General features: G+C 63.5%; 15 protein-coding genes. 1 reads left to right on the forward strand and 14 read right to left on the reverse strand.

What is annotated here, in order from left to right; all coding sequences use genetic code 11:
• Positions 1-11 precede the first annotated feature (11 nt).
• Genes MLB1_RS17815 through MLB1_RS17850 form a run of 8 tightly spaced genes read right to left on the reverse strand, consistent with a single transcriptional unit; the run spans position 12 to position 9,113 of the window.
• Positions 12-1,262, reverse strand: coding sequence for an MlaD family protein (locus tag MLB1_RS17815; protein ID WP_180751160.1), 1,251 nt, complete (start codon positions 1,260-1,262; stop codon positions 12-14).
• Entirely contained in the window at positions 1,259-2,623 is a 1,365-nt protein-coding gene (locus MLB1_RS17820) for an MlaD family protein (RefSeq protein ID WP_180751161.1), read from the reverse strand. Before MLB1_RS17820 ends, MLB1_RS17815 begins: the two co-directional genes overlap by 4 nt.
• A complete protein-coding gene (locus tag MLB1_RS17825; RefSeq protein WP_180751162.1) occupies positions 2,623-3,741 on the reverse strand; it encodes an MCE family protein in 1,119 nt (372 codons plus the stop codon). Before MLB1_RS17825 ends, MLB1_RS17820 begins: the two co-directional genes overlap by 1 nt.
• The gene (locus MLB1_RS17830) at positions 3,738-4,784 is read right to left on the reverse strand and encodes an MlaD family protein (protein WP_180751163.1); all 1,047 of its coding nucleotides are present in this window, start codon (positions 4,782-4,784) and stop codon (positions 3,738-3,740) included. Before MLB1_RS17830 ends, MLB1_RS17825 begins: the two co-directional genes overlap by 4 nt.
• Positions 4,777-5,835 (reverse strand): MlaD family protein, encoded by a 1,059-nt coding sequence (locus tag MLB1_RS17835; RefSeq protein WP_180751164.1) that lies wholly within the window; start codon positions 5,833-5,835, stop codon positions 4,777-4,779. The genes MLB1_RS17830 and MLB1_RS17835 overlap by 8 nt, the downstream gene beginning before the upstream one ends.
• Complete coding sequence (locus MLB1_RS17840; RefSeq protein ID WP_180751165.1) at positions 5,832-7,397, reverse strand: MCE family protein; 1,566 nt, start codon at positions 7,395-7,397, stop codon at positions 5,832-5,834. Before MLB1_RS17840 ends, MLB1_RS17835 begins: the two co-directional genes overlap by 4 nt.
• Positions 7,397-8,254 (reverse strand): ABC transporter permease, encoded by an 858-nt coding sequence (locus MLB1_RS17845; RefSeq protein ID WP_180751166.1) that lies wholly within the window; start codon positions 8,252-8,254, stop codon positions 7,397-7,399. The genes MLB1_RS17840 and MLB1_RS17845 overlap by 1 nt, the downstream gene beginning before the upstream one ends.
• Before the next feature lies 1 nt (position 8,255).
• Positions 8,256-9,113, reverse strand: a complete 858-nt coding sequence (locus MLB1_RS17850) for an ABC transporter permease (RefSeq protein WP_180751167.1) — start codon at positions 9,111-9,113, stop codon at positions 8,256-8,258.
• A 432-nt stretch (positions 9,114-9,545) separates the two neighbouring features.
• Here MLB1_RS17850 and MLB1_RS17855 point away from each other — a divergent pair, with 432 nt between their 5' ends.
• Complete coding sequence (locus MLB1_RS17855; protein WP_180751280.1) at positions 9,546-11,927, forward strand: hypothetical protein; 2,382 nt, start codon at positions 9,546-9,548, stop codon at positions 11,925-11,927.
• 27 nt (positions 11,928-11,954) lie between these two features.
• Here the strand turns inward: MLB1_RS17855 and MLB1_RS17860 are convergent, their stop codons facing one another.
• The 6 genes from MLB1_RS17860 to MLB1_RS17885 are packed head-to-tail and all read right to left on the reverse strand — an operon-like array spanning position 11,955 to position 18,258.
• Positions 11,955-13,106, reverse strand: coding sequence for a glycosyltransferase (locus MLB1_RS17860; protein WP_180751168.1), 1,152 nt, complete (start codon positions 13,104-13,106; stop codon positions 11,955-11,957).
• 10 nt (positions 13,107-13,116) lie between these two features.
• A complete protein-coding gene (locus MLB1_RS17865; RefSeq protein ID WP_180751169.1) occupies positions 13,117-13,728 on the reverse strand; it encodes a YdcF family protein in 612 nt (203 codons plus the stop codon).
• Positions 13,715-14,719 carry a glycosyltransferase gene (locus MLB1_RS17870; protein ID WP_180751170.1) on the reverse strand — a complete coding sequence of 335 codons (1,005 nt, stop codon included), beginning with the start codon at positions 14,717-14,719 and terminating at the stop codon, positions 13,715-13,717. The genes MLB1_RS17865 and MLB1_RS17870 overlap by 14 nt, the downstream gene beginning before the upstream one ends.
• Positions 14,716-16,014, reverse strand: a complete 1,299-nt coding sequence (locus MLB1_RS17875) for an oligosaccharide flippase family protein (RefSeq protein WP_180751171.1) — start codon at positions 16,012-16,014, stop codon at positions 14,716-14,718. The genes MLB1_RS17870 and MLB1_RS17875 overlap by 4 nt, the downstream gene beginning before the upstream one ends.
• Positions 16,007-17,191, reverse strand: a complete 1,185-nt coding sequence (locus MLB1_RS17880) for a glycosyltransferase family 4 protein (RefSeq protein ID WP_180751172.1) — start codon at positions 17,189-17,191, stop codon at positions 16,007-16,009. Before MLB1_RS17880 ends, MLB1_RS17875 begins: the two co-directional genes overlap by 8 nt.
• A complete protein-coding gene (locus MLB1_RS17885; RefSeq protein ID WP_180751281.1) occupies positions 17,188-18,258 on the reverse strand; it encodes a glycosyltransferase family 4 protein in 1,071 nt (356 codons plus the stop codon). The genes MLB1_RS17880 and MLB1_RS17885 overlap by 4 nt, the downstream gene beginning before the upstream one ends.
• Positions 18,259-18,812 lie beyond the last annotated feature (554 nt).

Here is an 18,812-nt window from a genome sequence, read left to right on the forward strand (position 1 = left end):
CAGGTCAGGCATCAACGCGGCGGTTCGATCGGCAGTGTCGGTCCACCATATGGGGTGGGTACCTGGAACCTGCCCTTTGGTGTCGGATCGGCCTTCTGGCCCATATCGGCTCCCTGGGGTGGTCCGGCGGTGTCGTCCCCTGCTGGTCGCGGCGCATTCTTGGCGCCGCGGATCAGGACCGCCGGATCTTCATCCGCGCAGTAGTTCGCGTAGAGGAACGGCTCCGGGTAGTCGGCGGCCGACAGCGGCAGCCTCGGTGTCGCGTAGTCACACACGTAGCGCGGGTACAGATCGGCGGTGGCCCAGATGCCGCCGTCGTGCATGATGCTCATGAGGGCGTCGAACACCGAACCGCGGTAGGTGGGGAACAGTGCGTTCAGTGCAGGAACGCGCAGGTAGAGCAGCTTCGACGCGGTGGCGAGGTTGCCCAGCAGGGTGACCATGGTGTCGGAGTTGTCGGCGAACAGGTTGTCTACCGCGCCCAGCGTCTTGGGGGTCTGGTCGACGAGCTTGCGGTACCCGTTCTGCATCTTGTCGATACCGCGCAGGGCTCGGCCCAGGCTGTCCGCGGTGGCCTTGATACCGGAGTTCTTGTCGGCGGCAAGGGTCAGCACCACTCGGCTGGTCTTGAGGACGCTGGTGGTCTCCGGCAGCACCGAATCGAGGGTGTTGAGCAGGAACGTACCGCCGTCGATGATCTCGGTGAGCTTCTTCGGGCCTTCCTTGCTCAGGCTCAGTTCCTTCTTGATGAGCTCAAGCTTCTTGGGTTCTATCTGTGCGAGCAGACCGTCGGCGTCCGCGAGCAGTTTGGCCAGCGTGACGGGTACCTGGGCACCTTCGGCGATGACACTGCCGTCGTGCAGGAACGGTCCCTGGTCCGAGACGCCCTCGAAGTTGATGTACTGCTCACCGGCCGGTGAGAGACCCGTGACGCGCACCTTGGCGGCGGTGGGGATCTTGTACTTCGACTGGATCTCGGCAACAGCGTTGACGCCCTGTTGGGTGATCTCCAGCGATTGCACGGAGCCGATCCGCACGCCGCGCAGGGCCACGTCCTGGTTAGGTAGCAGACCACCCGACTCCGGAAGTTTCACCATGACGCGGTAGGTCCCCGCCAAGGGGCTGACCCGCAACGCGCCCACCATGAGGTAGGCGATCGCGACGAGCAGCACAGTCCCCAGCGCGATGCCGGAGAGCAGCATCTTCTTTCGGTGCCCGGCCCGGACGGTGCCGACGAGTCCGTTGGCGATGGCGTTGATCATTGGCCCATCACCTCTGGAGCGGGGGCCGGTCCGGGCGCGGGACCGGGAGCGGGTCCTGGTGCCGGAGCCGACGCGGGATCAGCCTGTCCGGGGGGCGGCGGTACCGGAGCGCCCGGCGGCGACGGTACCGGAGCGCCCGGCGGCGACGGTGCAGGTGCGGGCGGGCCCGGTGGAACACGCTCGATCACACCAGGTTCGGTTGGGCTCGGCCGCATCTCAACGTTCTCGCCGTATACGCCCTTGCCGACGACGCGTTCCTGTAGACGCCAGAGCGTGTACTTCATGGAGCCGACCAGCTGGGCCCAGTTGTAGCGCTTGGGGCCGTGTGAGCCGAGATCGCCCTTGAACCCTGCATCCGGCATCGATCCGAGAATCAGCCGGTCGATGCTGACCCGCACCGAGATCGCGTTACTCGGCGTTGACTTGATGAGCGTGGTGATCTGCCGGTTGAGGTTGTTGATATCGACGGTCGGGTCTTGCGCGATCTCATTCCAGGCCCGCGCAATGGTATTCGCGTCGCCGATGACGCTCCGCCCACTGGTATCGGTGCCTGCGATCGACGGGAATTTCTGCAGCTGCCTGGTGGTGTCACCGATCTGCAGGATCAGCTGGGAAAGCTGTGCGGTGTTGGCGGCGAGGGCCTCGGTGGCCGGGTCGGCCTCCTTGACGATATCGGTGAGTGTCTGGTTCTTGGCGTCCAGCTGATCGGCCAGCTGCGAGGTCTGGGTGAGCGCCTCCGAGATCTGCGAGGATCGCGAATTCAAGGTTCCGAGAAGACGATTCGAGTCTTTGATCAGGTCGCCGAACGCCTGGCCCTGGTCGCCGGTCGCCTTACCGAAACCGTTGACGATATTGGTCAGGTTGCGTACGGCGCCGCCGTTGGAGACGAGCGCGGCAGAGCTCAGCACCGACTCCACCGTCGCGGCGGCGGTCGTGGAGTCCAGGCCGATGGTGTCGCCGTTCTTGAGGATCGGTGCGTCCGATGGTGCACCCGCCGGGGGGCGAATCGAGACGAAGACATCGCCCAGTGGGGTCGCGGAACGTAGCTCGGCGGTGCTGCCCTTGGGCAGTCGGACGCCATCGAGAATGCGTAACGTGGTGATGGCGGTGTAGTTGCTCACGCGCATCTCGTCGACCTGGCCCACATCGGCGCCGGCGAGTTTCACCTTGGCGCTGTTGGGGAGGTTCAGGACGTTCGAGAACAGGGCCGTCAGGTGATAGCCACCGGATCCGACACCGGGAGCGGGCAGCGGCAGATCGCCCAGGCCGTTGGTTGCGCATCCCGACAGCGCCGCGGCGGCCAGCACGGATACGGATGCCGTGCTGGTCAACCTGGTGATCAGTCGCTTGCGTGTAGCCATTACTTTTGCCCCATCGCCGCGAGCCCGTCGAGCACGTAGGTAAGTCCGAAGTCGGGGCCGTAGTCCTGCAATGTTCCTGTGCTGCAGCCCAACTGGCGCAGGCCCATCATGTTGCAGATCTCCTTGCCGGTCTGGCTCTCGAACAGCAGCTTGTCGGTGAGGAACCGTGCGCGCAATGCCCCGTTGTCCTGGTCGATGATGTTGTACAGGTTCTCCACTGCCAGGGGTGCGATGTCGAGGACCTCGGAGAGATCGCGTTGTTTGTCCACCACCGTCTTCAGGGCCGTATTCCCGTTGAGGACAGCGGCCTTGATGTTGTCGCGGTTGCCTTCGAGGAGATCGCCGGCCTGCTTGACCAGTTCGTTGAGCTTGCGACCCGTGGTACCTGTGCCCAGCGCCTCGTCGTCGATGACCGAGCTGAGTTGGTGGATCGTGGAGGCGAAGTCGCGCAGCTTGCCGTCGTTGGTTGCCGCGGCGTCGAACAGTGAGCTGATGTTCTTGATGATGGTGGTCAGCTGTTCTCGGGTGGTCACGCCGCCCTCCGAGCTCAGCCGCAGCGCCTTGGACAGCTCGTCGAGACCTGACTTGATCTTCTCGCCGTTACCATCGGCCACCCCGGCGGCCGCGTTGATGATGTCCCCGACCGGTCCCTGGCCCTTGCCATCTCCCTTAAGTGATACCGACAGCTGGTCGAGCACACCTAACACCCGGTCGAACTCGACCGGAGTCTTGGTGTGGTCCAGCGCGATCGTGTCACCGTCGTTGAGCGTCGGTCCGCCGCGATAAGGCGGGGACAGCTCCACCTGGCGGTCGGTCAGGATCGACGTCGACAGCGTGACGGCCTGCACATCGGCGGGCACCTTCACGTCCTTGTCGACGGTGAACTCCACCTCCACATATCCCGACCTCGGAGTGATCTTCTTGATCTGGCCGACCGGCATACCCAGCACCGCAACCACATTGGACTCATAAAGCCCGGACGCATTGTCGAACTGCGCGGTCAGCGTGATGTGATCCAACTTCGACTTCACGTAATACGCGCCCGCGCCCACGATGGCCGCAACGACCACCGCGATCGCCGCGATGACCGCGACAGCCCGACCCTTCCCGCTACTCATTTGCAGTCCTTGAAGTACTGGATCTCGCCGAATTGCTTGGCGCGACCGCTGATTGCGCACATCCAGGAGTCGACGACCAGACCGTTGGGTGCGTTGAACTCGATGGCGTTGCCGGTACCGGTGGCGTTGGTGACGCCACGTAGTGCCACGGGAGCGATCTGCAAGATGTTGCGCAGCAGGTCGTCGTGCTGGCCGAGCATGTCGGTGAGTTGGCGCAACGTCTTGAGCATGTCATCGAGCTGCGGCCGATCCTTGATGACGATCTTGCTCAGCTCCTCGACCAGGTTGGTGAGCGATTGCATCATGGCGTGGAATGTTCCGCGGCGCACCACGAATTCGCCGATCAGGTTCTGGCCCTGGTTGATCAGGGTTCCGATGCCCTGTTGCTGGCGGTGCAGCGTGTTGGTGACCTTCTCGGTGCTCTTGAGTAGCGTGCCGAGTTGGTCGCGGCGCTCAGCGATGATGGAGGACAAGGTCTGGATGTTCTGCATGGCCTGCGGGACCACCTCGGGCAGTCCGTCGAGCTGCTTGCCCAGAATGCTCAGCGACTGTCCCACCTTGTCGAAATCAACCTTGTCGAAGGTGTTCGTCACATCCTTGAGCGTGGCCTGCAGATCGTAGGGGACCTCGGTGTGCGCCAGGTCAATCGTCTTACCGGGCAACGACCCCGGCCCTTCGGGACGTAGGTCCAGGAACCGGGAGCCCAGGATGGTGGTGACCCGGATCGAGGCCTTGGTGTCCTTACCCAGTTTCACGTCATCGCTGACCGAGAGCTTGGCCTCAACGTGATCGCCGACCAGCTTCATCCTGGTGACAGTCCCCATCGGAATGCCCGCCACGGTGATCGGCTGGCCCGCCCGCAGCGACGCGGCCTGCGCGAACTCGGCGGTGTAGGTGGAGTACCCGAAGCCGATGGCCTTGATGAGCAGCATGCCGCCCACGAGTGCGCCGATCACGGCGATCGCGATGAACCCGAGCCAGGTCTTGTTGTAGGTCTCGACCGGTCGGTTCTTGATCTTCTGCCACCTGGATTGCTCAGCCATTGGCCATGTTCCTGCATCGGGGGGTGTGTTGCGTGACGTTGCCGGGGGTGGCCGCGTTGACGATGATCGGCACGACATCGTTGAGGCCGGGGAAGAAGCCGGTGATGTTCAGGTCGCAGATGTAGGCATTGCCGTACGCGCCGTTCTCGGTGATGCGGGCCAAGCCCTTGAGTAGCAGCGGCAGGTTGCCGCCGAGGAAGGCCAGCTTCGGTTCGATTTCGACCATGTGCTTGGCGAACCCGGGCTGGCGAGTGATGAGCTCGTCGAGCGAGGGGTTGACTTCGTCGGTGATCTTCGAAAGGCGGCGCAGGGTTTGGGCCAGCGAGCCCACCGAGGACACCAGCTCGGGACGACGAGAGTCGAAGTCCGCGATTGCCTTGCGGGTGTTGGTGATCGTCTTATCGAGGCTCTCGTTCTGCTGCGCCAGGTTGCCAGTCACGGTGCTGAGGCTGGTGATCACATTGCCCAACACCTGGTCGTGGCCCGCGAATGTCTTTGTCATCGTGGAGGTTTGATCCACCAGTGACGTGATCGAGGCCCGATCGCCCTGCAGTGACTGAATGACACCCTTGGTGAGATTGTCGGCCTGTTCAGGGGACAATGTGCTGAACAACGGCTCATATCCATTGAGCAGCGTGGTCACATCGAAAGACGGGTCGGTGCGTTCCATCGGGATAGTCGTCCCGCCGGCAAGCACATTGGTATCGCCCGTCTTACCGATCGACAGGCCCAGATACCGCTGACCCACGATGTTCTGATACGTCACCGAGGCCAGGGTGTTGCCGTACAGCCTCTGGTCGTTCTGGACGACGAAATCGACCTTCGCCTGGTTGTTGTTGACCAGCTCGATCTTCTCGACGCGGCCCACGCGCACACCCGCCATGCGGACGTCATCACCATCGCGTAACCCGTACACATCGCTGAAAATCGCCGAGTACGCGGTGGTGCCGCCCGCGACATCGCGACGCAACGTGGCATACACCAGCCACGTCAACGCCAACGCAACCGCCATAAAGACGGTCAACGCGATCAACGGACCACGGAACTTCATTGGGAACCTTCCTTCGCAAGCGACACCGTGGTGCCGCGTACGACCGGGCCGAGCAGCAGTTGTGTGGAGGACGTGGCCGGTTTGGTCGTGATCATGCTGAGCTGACCACGCTCGACGTTGCTGCCGATGGGGCCGACATTCCCGCCGAACGACGCGGGCGCGATTGGTGCACCTCCGCCGTCACGTGCGCCGGGTGCGACCGGTGCGGCCGGGATCGGAGGCGAGTGCGGTGGCGGTCCTTCGTCCTCGGGGTCGGCGGTGCCGGGAACGCGGGGTGATGGGTAGGGCTGCCACGGCGGCAGCGGCGGGTTCGGGTCGGTCAGGTTGGGGCCTCCCGGCGGCACGACCAACGGCGGGCCCACCGCGACCAGATTTCCGTTGGGGCCCACCACGGTTCCGCGCGGCGGCGCCACGTCCGCCGGCACCTTGTAGTTCTGTGGCAGCAGCTCGTCGGGCATATCGGGCCGCACCACGAGCTCGGGTGCGGTGTAGCAGCTCGGTCCCTTGAGCTCGCCGTACCGGGGGCAGTCCGCCCGCGTGTAGCTGTATCCGGGGGTCAAGGACAGGTTCACCCGCATGTTGCCGGTGTCCACATCGGACAGCCAAGGATTCTCAAACCACTTCTGGCTCATCTGAGTCAGCTTCTGGAAGATCATCTGGAACTTGGGCGCGTTGTTGGCGAAGGTGCCGAGGACGGGCGTCAGGTCGGTTGTCACACCGATCAGCTGATCGGTGTGATTGTCGAATGCCTGCCGGGTGGTGGTCACTGTATTAAGACCACCGTGCACCAGGGCCGTCAGCTGCTCGCGCTTCTCGACGAAGGTCTGCATCGGTTTCACGGCGTTGTGTAGCGAGTCGAGCAGCTCTGGTGCGGTCTGCTTGAGGCCTTCGGTCGCGTTCAGCAGGGCGTTGACGGTGGATGGGCCGGTGTCGGTGGCGACGATTTCGTTGAGCTGGGCGATGAGCCGGTTGAGCTGGGCACCGCCGGTGAGCAGTTTGACGCGGCGGTTGTCGGTGGCGGCTCCGAGGGCCGCCAGGATGCCGGTGGAGTTGTCGTCGCGACCGCGGCCGGTGGCGGCGAGGACGTCGCGCAGCTTGCTCACCGTGGTCTGGAACAGAACTGTGGGCAGCTGGGTGTCCTCGGCGATGTGCGCGCCTTCGCGAATGGGGGCGCCGGGCCCGCGATCGACCAGCTGCACGGAGGACACCGCGAACACGTTGCTGGGAACCACCCGAGCAGTGGTGGTGTTGGGGATGGACTTGGCGTATTCGGGCCTGAGGTTGATGTGCACGAGGTTGGGCTGGCCGTTGGCGGCCGGTGTGACGTTGTCGACCTCGCCGACTAGCACGCCGTGGTACTTCACATCAGATTTCTGCGGCAGGCCGTCACCGACGTTGACGAGGTCGGCAACCACGCGGATGTAATCGTTGAGACGTCCCGTGGACTTCAACAGCATGAGACCGGTGACCAGGGCGGCCACCAGGATCATGGCGAGGCCGGTCCCCAGCAGGAGCTTCTCGGAGGGCCCACGGCCGTCCGTTTCAAAGGAATTCCCGGCCATTAGCCACCCAACCTCGCACCGGCGTCGACGCTCCAGAGCGCCATGGTGAGCAGCATGTTGATGATGATCACCAGGGTGATGGCGGCGCGCATGGCGTGTCCGGCGGCTACGCCCACACCCTCGGGACCGCCGCTGGCGTAGAAGCCGTAATAGCACTGGACGGTCGAGGCGACCCACACGAAGATGACGGCCTTGATGATGGAGTAGACGATGTCGATACCGCTCACGCCGATACCGAAGTAGTGCAGGTACGAGCCGATGGAGCCGCCGCTCATGATGCCCACCATGATCTGGCAGGAAAGGTAGCTGACGGCGAGACAGGCGACATACAGCGGAATGGTGACGACCGTGGCTGCCATCAGCCGGGCGGTCACCAGGTAGGGGATGGGCCGGATCGCGATGGAGTCCATGGCGTCGATCTCTTCGGAGATGCGCATGGCACCGAGCTGTGCGGTGAAACGGCAGCCGGCCTGTACGGCGAACGCGATGGCAGCCATGATCGGGGCGAGCTCGCGGGTGTTCACCAGTGACGAGATGATGCCGGTCGCCGGCCCCAGCCCGAGCAGGTCCAGGAAGTTATAGCCCTCGATGGCCACCAGCCCGCCGGCAATGATGCCCAGGACAATCATGACGCCGGCGGTACCACCACCGACCACGAGAGAGCCGTTGCCCCAGGCGACATCGGACAGGTGTCGCAGGAACTCTTTGCGGTAGTGGCGCAGCACGATCGGGACGCCGGCAATCGCGCGGAAGAAGAAGGCCACCATGTGACCCAGCCGAGTGATCGGCTTCTGGGCCTTGTTGTAGATACCGACGAAGGGCCGTGCAATCGGGGGTACATAAGTTGATGCGGTCATGTCACAGCCCCGTCCGCGGGAACATCATGATGTAGAGCTGGCTGATGGCGAGGTTGACGGTCATCAGCAGCAGGATCGACTCGACGACGGCGGCATTCACCGAGTTGGCCACACCGATCGGGCCGCCCTTGGTGGACAGACCCTTCTGGCAGGCCACCACCGCCACAATGGCGCCGTAGATGATCGCCTTCAAGACGGCCAGGATCATGTCGCCGGGGGTGGCGAAGGCCGAGAACGTCGAGACGAAGCTGCCGGGTGCGCCGTTTTGCCAGTAGACGTTGAATAGGTAGGCGCCCAGGAACCCCACAAAGCAGACGACACCCGTCAGCGCGACACCGATCATGATGGCGGCGGCGAACCGCGGGACGACAAGCCTGCGGATGACGGAGACGCCCATGACTTCCATCGCGTCGGTCTCCTCGCGCATGGTGCGGGAGCCCAGGTCGGCGGTGATGGCCGAGCCAACGGCCGCGGACATCAGGAGTGCGGCGACGAGCGAGGCGGCCTGCCGGATGATGGCGATGCCACTGGCGGCGCCGGCGAGCGAGGTCGCACCCACCTGGCCCGCCAGCAGGGCGAACTGGATCGACAGTGTGACACCGATGGGCAGGGTCACCAGGATGACGGGCACCACGGCGGTGCCGGCTTGGAAGGCGCCTTGCCTGACGAACTCCTGCCACTGGAACTGGCCGGTGAACAAGTCGACGAAGAACCACTGGATGGTGCGCACGCCCAGCATGAACTGCTCGCCGACCGTCTTGAGTGATTCAAGAGGGTGACGCTTGACGTATCCGGTCGTCCAATCCTGGATCGCCGCGACGCCATCAGTGGTGGCGCGGTGCTCGTCCTGTGTGGTCATCGCAGGTGGCCCGCACAAACGCAGCTCAGAGCGGTGGCGGATACGGCGATCAATACGGCTCCCTGTGTGACCTGAGACACAAATCCCAGCAATCTACGAGTACGTCTCGGACATCATGGGCTATTCAGTTCCTGGATGCACACGAAACGGCAAAATAGATTCAGTGTTGAACGTAAATTGACGGTCGTCTACTGGGGTTGTAGTACCCCGGCGTCGCCGCGGTTTCCGTGTTTGCCACCAGCGTCTAATTGCTCGCCGTAAACGCTTGTTGACGCTTCTAGCTAACTTTCGTCAACCACTTTGCGTGAGTTGGACCGCCTGCACACGCGATCCGCAGCGACCGGGGAGAGTCTGGGGCATTGCTGTAATCAGAACAATCTCGGGTCGACACGTTCCTGGAATCGCGGCTATGAGGTGGATCACACGCTTACAGTGCTGCTCACGTTCTGGGTTTCCTCAAAGGAGAGGGTTGCGGTCTTGTCTAAGCGACATCGGAAGTCATCAAAAAAGGTCGTTGTCCAACGCACCGTGACCGCGGCGGGGGCAGTCGCCGCGACCGCGAGCTTGGCTTTCGTCGGGCCCACCGCGCAGGCTGCTGCTGCCGCGCCGGACTATAAGGGCGCGGTCACAGACTCTAGGGACGCGCTCAATAACTACTTAGCGGGAACCAATGCGATCGGATCGGCGGCCGGAGGCGTCTGGAATCCCATCGCCGGCCAGACCGGCGGGTTGCTCCCGACGTTCGGGACGACGCTCACGCACTCGAATCTGACCAGGATCGCCGATCTTCCCAATGTTCTGCGCAATCTCGCGAGCACGCCGCTGCCGACGGGGGTGCCCGGAGTCATTCCGAGTATCAAGATCCCCGGCCAAGGGTTTGTCGACCTTCCGCTTCCGACGACCATTCCGGGCGCGAATCTGATCAACGGTCTGGCCGACGTCCTCGATGGCTTGAACCACGCGCCGATCATCGGGCCGATCGTCAACGAGCTTCCACCGTTGAGTGACATCGTCGACGGACTGATCGCAGAACAGGACAAGTTCACGGCCGGTTATAACTGGCCGCTGCTTCAGGTCAGTGGTCTGACCACCCTTACCAATACGTTCATCCAGACACCCAGCGGGCTCAACATCAAGATTCCGGCCGCTCTTGATCCTTTGGGCGTGCTCCCGGATTCGGTCCGGGTCCTTCCGGACGGCTCACTTCCGAACGTCACGGCCTGGGTTCCGATGGGTGCGGGGAACTATAAGTTCCCTCTCGGGATGGAGACCGGCTGGTGGGCCACTGCGCCCACGCTGGTCGTCGACGGTGGCCCGCTGAACTTTCAGCAGGTCCTTTCCGTACCCATGTGGGCCAATGGCATCACGGCTCCCCTCGGTCTGGGGCAGGCCGGTCAGTTCAATGCGCACGTGCTTATCCCGACGGAAAACGGCATCTATTCGCCGATCGGTACGACGTTGTCGAACTTCTCGATTCCGATGCTGGGCCTCGGCATGACGAATCTGAATGTGACGACCGGTAATTACATCGGCACCAATGGATTCAATATCAACAACGGACAGAACGTCATGGTGTTGCAGATGCCGTTCACCGGGGCGCTGCCGATACCGATCGTCTACTCACTCGGCGGATTCAACATGGGTACCGAGGGCATGGGATTCACCCTGCCGTCGCTCTTCGGCGTGGGCCTCATGCCGACCTTCCAGCTGGGCACGGCGCCCGGAGCCAATACGCCTCTCGGAATCATCCCGCCGAACCTGATTCCGACGGGCGCTATCGTGCCGACCCAGCTCATCACGGTCACCGGCCTGCTGAGCACGGCGCTGGGAATTCCGGATCCGACGGTCGAACTCGCGAAGGCCCTTACTCCTCTATATAAGGGGTTGGTCACACCGTTGATGACGCCGATCTCGGATCTGCTCACGCAGCAGTACGGGAATCTCTTCAACGGGGCGGCGTCGAACACCCTGCAGGCGTCGAAGTTCTACAAGGACGTGATGACGCAGCTCGGCAGCCTGATCGGTGCCGCCCCGACGACTCTCTCGTCCCCGGCGCCCAACGCCTTGGCGGCCGCGGCGACGTCCGCACCGGCGGCGAAACAAGCTGAGACCCCTGCTGCTGCGTCGAAAGAGCTGGGCACTCCGGCGCCCGAGGTCAAGCAGCTTGAGGCTCCGAAGTTGGATCTCGGATCGAGCCTTGTCGCGGTCAAGGACAAGGTCGCCGAGAAGGTCACGTCCGCACCGGCTTCATCATCGGTGCCCACGGCTTCGGAGTTGAGTGCCGCACCGGTCGGCGAGCCCGCGGTCCGACCGGCTGCCGAACCGTCGAAAGAAGAAGCCAAGGACGTCGCCAAAGACGATGCCAAAGTCGACGCGAAGGACAGCGCGAAGGACAAGGCCAAACCTGCCAAGCCGGTGGTGAAGGAGAAGCTGCAGGACAAGGTCGACAAGGCCAATCAGTCGCTGAAGAAGCAGGTTACCGACACCATCAAGAACACCGGAGGTGTCGTCACCGCCACCGTCACCAACACCGTTGAGTCCGTCAACGGTATCGACGGTGAAGGTGCGAAGTCCTCGACGACCAACGACTCAAGCGCCGCCAAGGAATCCAAGGCCAAGCAGGACAACGACTCCGGTAAACACCACGATGACGGTGCGACCGGGAACTCCAACAAGGTCAAGGTCAAGACGCCCAGCGAGTCGGGCGGCAAGCACCGCGCATCCGACGCATCGGGCGGCGGTTCCAACGGATCGAATGCCGGCGGCGGCTCAGACGGCTCCGGCTCCCACGGCGGATCGGGCTCCAAGAGCTAGCGTCCTCGACACGACGCTCTCGGGACACTAGGCGCGCGCGGCGGCGAGCACGGTGTCGGCGATCCGGGTGCGGAACGCCTCGGGAGAAAATTCGCACGCTCGCGCCCGGATGGCGTCGGTGTCGTAGTCGGCGGGGTTGAAGTCACGCATCAGCGCGGCCAGCTGCTCCACCACGACATCATCCGGGCCTGCCTGCACGTGCTCTCCCGTCACACCAGGAGTCACCGTATCCAAGGCTCCGCCCTCACCCAACGCCAGAACCGGTGTCCCGCACGCCATTGCCTCGACGGGGACGATTCCGAAGTCTTCCAGGCCTGGCATCAGCAGGGCGCGACACCGTCGATACGTATCGAGGAGAACCTCGTCGGATGCGGCACCCAGAAAGGTGGTTTCGGGTCCGGCGATGGCCTCAAGGCGATCGCGGAATCGTCCGTCTCCCAACACCACCAGCCGGCAATTGGCACGTTGGGCGGCCCGGATGGCCAGGTCCGCGCGCTTGTACGGGACCAACCTTCCGGCGCACAGGTAGAAGTCCTCGCGGGGAATCGACCGATCGGGTGAGAACCGGTCGATGCGCACCGGCGGGCTGATCACGGTTGACGGTAACCCCCACCAATCGCGGATCCTGTCGGCGACGGCGTGCGAATTGGCGATGACGTGCGATAAGCGAGGTGCCGCTCGTAGTTCCCCTCGCCGTGCGAGCTTCCCCAACGCGGACAGGGCCATTCGTCCCGATCGACTGGCGATCTCGTGATCGCGAAATGTGCGGTCCCACGCCCAGCGGGCCGGGCTGTGCACGTACGCGACGATGGGGGCTTCGGTGGCGAACGCCGCGGAAGTCGCGAACGAGTGATGGCTGATCAGCACCGCATCGACATCATCGCCGAGCGACAGTTTCCTCAGGGTGCCGGGCACCAAGGGAAGCAGTGGAGCATGCGACCTGCGCCCGGTAAAGGCATATGCGCCGTCCAACCAGGTTCCGGAAATGGACCCGTGCGATGCACCGTCGGTACGGCCCGCCGCCTGCATCACCTGTTGGCGGCATTGAGGTTCGGTGATGGGCGCGAAGACCTTGGCGTCCGGCCAGGTCTTCATGAACTCGGCGACCACCAGTTCCGAACCGCCGAATTCGGTGAAGCGTTCGTGGACAATCGCGATACGCGGCCCGGTTCCATTCATGAGTTACTCCTCAACATCCGGGGGTTAAAAAGGCCTTCACGTAACTGCCTGACTGCCGGATGAACATCCATGACCAGAAGGCAGCCCCCGAGGGTGCGGGGCTGGCGACCATGGTGAGCTCCCCGTCGAAGCACTTTCCGATGATGTAGCGGGCGCGCGAAACATGCGGCGTGAAGGTTATGACGATGATGTGATGCCAGCCGAGTTCTTTTGCCTTGGCACGTATTTCCTGGGCTTCGCCTTCTGTGGTCCAGGGATCGGGGATAAAGCAGCTGACCGTAAACGTGAAGTGGCCATCGCAGTATTTGTCCATCTTGCGGTCGTTCTCGCCGGTCGACCGGGAGATCAGCAAGTAGGGTGCGTAGCCCCGCTTCGCCAGGTCCAGCCCGACGTCGAAACGCTCGTAGGGGGTCCCACCCAGTACGACGATGGCATCGGCCTGCCGTAGCGGGTCGGTCTGCGGGTTCATGTACACGCGCCACCCGATTGTTATCAGGCCCGCGATGAGCGCGGTGATCGTGATACAGGCCAGGGGGATTCGCCTGCGCCACCACGGTCTGCGGACCGGGGGCGGGGCTGGAGTGTTGTCGATGGGTAGTTCCTTCGCGTCACTGAAGTTCATCGATGATCTCCCTGGCACGGTCGACGTATCGGTGCGGTTCCTGCGTCACGCGAAGATGGCCTGCCTCGGCGATTTTGGCGGCGTGTGCGGGATGACAGGCGCACCAATGCAGTATTTCGCGCAGCTCGGCCTCGTTGGAGAAGAGTAGGCATTGGGTGCCCTCGTTGAGCAGCTCGGCGTGCTCGTCGGTGCGTTCACCGACGAATAGCCCTCCGCACGCTGGTATTTCGAAGGTCCGGCAGGTGTGGGTGTCGCGGTTTTCGGAGTTCAGCAGGACCAGGTTCGCGGTGACCGATGCGACGGTAGTCGCGAAATGATCGCCGTAGACGGCGCCACCAATCGTGGCTCCGGTGGCCTGCAGCGAGGGCATACGCCGCCAGCCCGGCCCTCGAACAAGCAGATTCTTGCCGTGCTCGGTGCCGAGTCGGGCGATCAGATCGGATCGGTCCGGACGCCTGGCGCCGATGAATCCCACGAGGTACTGCTGTGCAACGCGTTTGGCGCAGGGGCGATGCCACGCGGGATCGTAGGCACTGCGTACGAAGGTCACCTGACGTGCGCCGCGGGCCTGCAACTCGGGCACATTGTGGCGTTTGGTGGTGACCACGAGATCCCACCCGCTTTCGTGCGCCAGGTAATCAGCCGTTGTGTTGTAAGGATTCCCGACGTCGTCCGGGCTGTAGTGCACGCGCACTGCAGCCGGGACCTGGAGTAGGCGCGCCTGGTCCAGATGGATCGACTTGAACCCGAACAGCATGTCGGGGGTGAAATCTCTTGCAATGCGCTCGATCTGATCGTGCGCGGCGTTCTGCAGCCACGGTGCGCGTTGGCGCATCCCCTTCGAGTACAACCACGCCGGTGACAACCTGGCGGGCAAGGTGACCGATGTGGTGTCGACGACCACTACCTCGTGCCCGGCCTGCTGGAATCCGTCTGCCATCGACCGCGCGTTGCTGCCCACCCAGTCATCGCCGACAAAGAGGATCTTCATCGCGGAGCACCTTCCTTCGCCCTGTCGGACTCGGCGACCGCACTCTGCTCCCGTCCTGCCAGATGCCGTACCCGGGCCAGATACCACAGAGCCACACAGAATTCGGCGCCGATGACACCGCCTATCAGGGCCCACACGGAGTGGCTCCAGGAGGCGGCGATCAGCCCTGCCGCCGATGCCGTTGTCCCCACCACCGACGCGATGAGCACGCCGCGGGTGTCCTGGCGTACGGGCAGAAGCGCGGTACTGATGTACGAACTGATGGTGCTGGCCGGAAGAATGAGAAGTTCGGCGCGCAACAAGCCGACAGCTCCGAGGAACTCGCTTCCGAAGATGAGGTGAACAATCGGCGCGGCCAGTATCCACAAGAGGGTGGCGGCGATGACGGCGACCGCGACCGCGCCGCGTAATCCCAGAAGACCGCTGCGCCAGAAGTGCTGGTGTCCACTGCGCTTGGCCATCCGGGGCAGCAGGACCAACCCGATCATGTCCAGAAGCGACTGCACTGCCCTGACCAGGCGGTCGCTCGCCGAGAACAGGCCCAGCGACGCGGCGTCGAGCATGGCGGAGTAGATGGCTGGTGCCCCTTGCCCATACCCAGTGGTGAGAAGTCGTGAGGTCGCGATCGGCCAGCTCGCGCGGAGGATGTGGCCGGGTGTGTACGGACGACATAGGCCACCGAAGGTCCGCAAGCTGTCCCACCAGGTGCCCGCGACCGTCAAGACCGACGAGCCCAGCAGACACAGGATGGCAGTGGACGCGTGGGGGGAGTGCGGCAGCAGCACGATGAGGAGAACGAGATAGGCGATGCGCCCCGAACCCTGGTAAATCGCCGACGCGACGAATCGCCCCTGCCCGATGAGCAGCCAATCGTCGGAGGTGGCCCAGAGCCCACCAGCGAAGAGCCCCAACAGAATCATGTGGACGTACGGAGGCGCCCCGGCGATCCAGCCGGCGCCGAATGCGGCACCTAGCACGGCCAGGGTCATCAATCTCAAGGCCAAGTAGTCGGTACGGACCTGCTGGAGTTCGGCAGGAGTGTTGCGCAGTGCGGGCACGCGCGCGGCGAGAAATGGCGTCATGCCCAAGTCGACGAGAATCGAGCCGAAGAAGTATGCGGCCATCCCGACCGCCAACAATCCCATTCCCGCCGGCCCCAATACCCGGGCGAGCAGCGGCACGGTCGCGAAGGTGACTAGGTACTGCCCGTACTTGCCGAAGACAACGGCCCCGAAATCTCTGGCCAGTCGCAGCGCGCGGGGGAGTGCTGTACCGCTTCGAAATCCTTTAGACACTGTGCTTTTCCACCGCTGTCGTGCGTCGGCGGGTAACGACGTCCGAGAGGAAAGACGCGACGGTGTGCGCCGAGTCGGCGATATCGAACCTCCGGGCCCGCGACCGTCCCGCGTCTGCCAATCGGATACGTAGATCGCGATCCGCGATCAGACGGTCGAGGGCATCGGTCAGCTGATCTATGTCGCCGGCGTCGACCAGCAGACCGTGTACACCCGATTCAATTGTCTCGGCGGGACCACCGGGGCGGGTGGCGATGACCGCGCAGCCCGCACGCAGCCCCTCGACGACGACCTGCCCGAACGGCTCGGCGATAACAGAGCAGTGCACCAGGATGTCGGCCATCGACAGGATGTCGGTGGGGTCGTCGATGTGTCCGGTGAATGTCACGGGCAGCTGCAGTTCGCTTGCCAGGTCTTCTAATTCGGTTCGAAAGGCTTCCTCACCGAAGAATGTGCCACCCACCAGGTAGATGCGAAGGGGCCGAACCTGGGTTCTGGCCAGCGCCCGAAGGAAGACGTCTTGCCCCTTCCATTGCGTCAGCCGGCCGACAACGGCGATGACGGATTCCGCGGCGGGCCGTTGCGGCGCGTGCTCGGTATCCGCCGTCTGCTGAAAATCGAGTCCCGGGTATGCCACCACGCCCCGTTGGCGTCGTGGTCGAAGTGAGTCTTCGGTGGACCGGCTGTTGGCGATGTACCCGTCGGTGACCATCTTGCCCAGTGTCCGGATCGCGAATGCCAGTGCGGTACCGAAGTATTCGGCTGAGATTCGGTCGTGTACATGCCAAATCAACGGGACTCGCGCGCGTTTGGCCGCGATGGCACACATGATGAGGGCTTTCGTGCTTCCCGCGACCAGCACATCGGCTCCCCGCTCTCGTACGGTGGCGCCGAGATCCCACCCCACGCGAATCAGCGCCGCAGTGCCGGTCAGCCGTCGCAACCATCCGGAACCGTTGATGGTCACGCTGCGGCTGTCGAAAGTGTTGGCCAACACCGAAGTCGGTATGCCACGGGACCTCATCGTGTCCACCATGGGGCCGTCTTCGGTGTAGATCATCGACGGTTCGACCGCGCTGTCGGTGGGTACGGCACGTAGCGCTGACAGCAGCCGTGAGGTCGCCAGTTCCGCACCCGAGGGTGCCGCGGTGTGAGCGACGAACAGCGCGTTGATCATGCACTCAGCTCCGAATACACGGCGTGGTGACGTTGTGCGGCAGTGGCCCAGGAGAACGATTCGGCATGTCGGCGGCATTGCTCCGGTGTGGGGAGAGTGCCATCGAGCGCCGAGATAAGGCGTGCCGCAAGCGCTTCAGCATTGTCGGCGGACACGATCAAGGAGGAGTCCAGGCCGCGTACCGCGTCGGGGAGCCCGCCGCAATCGGTGACAACGGCCGGCCGGCCGGTGGCGAGGGACTCGAGTGCGATTAACCCGAAACCCTCAAGAGCCACCGATGGCACGACCGTGAAATCTGCGAGTGTGTAGAGCTGCGTGAGGGTGAGGTCGTCGACACGACCGGTGAACTGGATGCTGTCCTCCAGGCCCGCGGACGTGACCTGAGCTCGTAGGTCTTTCTCTGCGGTACCGGTGCCCACGATCATCAGGCAGGCATCCGGATGTGCGGTGATGACCGCCGGCCACGATTCGATGAGACGGTGGATTCCCATGCGGTGTTCGAGCCTGCGCACACAGAGCACCGTCCGACGGCCAGTGGGTGCTTCCAGCCGTGGCAGCAGGCCGAACCTCTCGAGGTCGACGCCGGGCGGAATGACCTCGATGCGGTCCGCGCGGATCCGGTAGTCCTCGATGAGGACGTCCCGGAATTGATCCGACAGGACGATCAGCCGCTCGGCTCCGGCGTAGCGGAGACGCTCCACGACGTATTTGGCTCGTGATCTGAGTGCACCTGCGCCGGCGAATCTGCTCTCGGCGGCCCACGGTCCATGAAAATGCACAACCAGCGGGCTGCGGTTGCGCCATCTGGTCGCTGAGGGGCCGTACAGGCAGAAGTGACGATCGAGAATGGCGGGTCGTCGGAGGGCGGATCGGTCGTTGAACGCGGCGAGGACTCGCTTTCGGGTGGATCCACCGGTGGCACCCCACGAGCGTCCACCGTCGGACGGCACTCCGAATGCGGCGGCCGAGAGCTCGATGTCGTCTTGCCGTTGTAGGGCGACGAACAGGTCGGTGAAGTAGCGATTGAGCCCACCGGGCGCGGACGAGAACCACTCCGAACCGGTCATATGAACTTTGATGGATGCCACGTCAGGCTCCTGCCCGGTCGCTGGCGTCTTTAACTGATATCGGCATATGTCACACCGTTCCGACGTTGAGCGTCAACCGTCGCCGCGCGTGCGTTGTGCCGCGGCACGCGTTCTGGTCCGGGGTCTCGACCCCACGTCTCATGTCTGTTCACTATTCAACCTACGCAGACCCTGTGAGTGCCCGAGGGGCTTGCAGCGGCCGTTGCGTACTCATAGTGCCAAAGTGGGCCATATTTTCATATTTCGAGTAGCGCAATTCTACTCGCAGGCGAACTTCAGCATGCCGTACTGTTTGACGCACGCCGACTCGTGTCGCCTGCAAGTCGACCCATGCTCAGGGTGCAACACGCGCTAGGCATCCGCAACTTGAGGTGACAAGTTTCCAATTGTTAAGAAATGAATTTCGATCTATCCGTCTTTTGCCCGCAACGCGGAGGGGGGTGCGTGCGGGATGACGCTACGATTGACGTGCACGGGAGCGTAAGGCATTGCTGATACATGGCTTTACCTGGCAATGTTACCAAGGTGTTATT

This window comes from Mycobacteroides sp. LB1 (genome assembly GCF_013449725.1).
Taxonomy (GTDB): domain Bacteria; phylum Actinomycetota; class Actinomycetes; order Mycobacteriales; family Mycobacteriaceae; genus Mycobacterium.

What these genes read in the sequence shown, in the direction of transcription:
- MLB1_RS17860 (WP_180751168.1), bottom strand. Translation starts at nt 13,106, where the DNA reads ATGAATGGAACCGGGCCGCGTATCGCGATTGTCCACGAACGCTTCACC.
- MLB1_RS17840 (WP_180751165.1), bottom strand. Translation starts at nt 7,397, where the DNA reads ATGGCCGGGAATTCCTTTGAAACGGACGGCCGTGGGCCCTCCGAGAAG.
- MLB1_RS17870 (WP_180751170.1), bottom strand. Translation starts at nt 14,719, where the DNA reads ATGAAGATCCTCTTTGTCGGCGATGACTGGGTGGGCAGCAACGCGCGG.
- MLB1_RS17820 (WP_180751161.1), bottom strand. Translation starts at nt 2,623, where the DNA reads ATGGCTACACGCAAGCGACTGATCACCAGGTTGACCAGCACGGCATCC.
- MLB1_RS17815 (WP_180751160.1), bottom strand. Translation starts at nt 1,262, where the DNA reads ATGATCAACGCCATCGCCAACGGACTCGTCGGCACCGTCCGGGCCGGG.
- MLB1_RS17845 (WP_180751166.1), bottom strand. Translation starts at nt 8,254, where the DNA reads ATGACCGCATCAACTTATGTACCCCCGATTGCACGGCCCTTCGTCGGT.
- MLB1_RS17850 (WP_180751167.1), bottom strand. Translation starts at nt 9,113, where the DNA reads ATGACCACACAGGACGAGCACCGCGCCACCACTGATGGCGTCGCGGCG.
- MLB1_RS17825 (WP_180751162.1), bottom strand. Translation starts at nt 3,741, where the DNA reads ATGAGTAGCGGGAAGGGTCGGGCTGTCGCGGTCATCGCGGCGATCGCG.
- MLB1_RS17865 (WP_180751169.1), bottom strand. Translation starts at nt 13,728, where the DNA reads ATGAACTTCAGTGACGCGAAGGAACTACCCATCGACAACACTCCAGCC.
- MLB1_RS17880 (WP_180751172.1), bottom strand. Translation starts at nt 17,191, where the DNA reads ATGATCAACGCGCTGTTCGTCGCTCACACCGCGGCACCCTCGGGTGCG.
- MLB1_RS17830 (WP_180751163.1), bottom strand. Translation starts at nt 4,784, where the DNA reads ATGGCTGAGCAATCCAGGTGGCAGAAGATCAAGAACCGACCGGTCGAG.
- MLB1_RS17885 (WP_180751281.1), bottom strand. Translation starts at nt 18,258, where the DNA reads ATGACCGGTTCGGAGTGGTTCTCGTCCGCGCCCGGTGGGCTCAATCGC.
- MLB1_RS17835 (WP_180751164.1), bottom strand. Translation starts at nt 5,835, where the DNA reads ATGAAGTTCCGTGGTCCGTTGATCGCGTTGACCGTCTTTATGGCGGTT.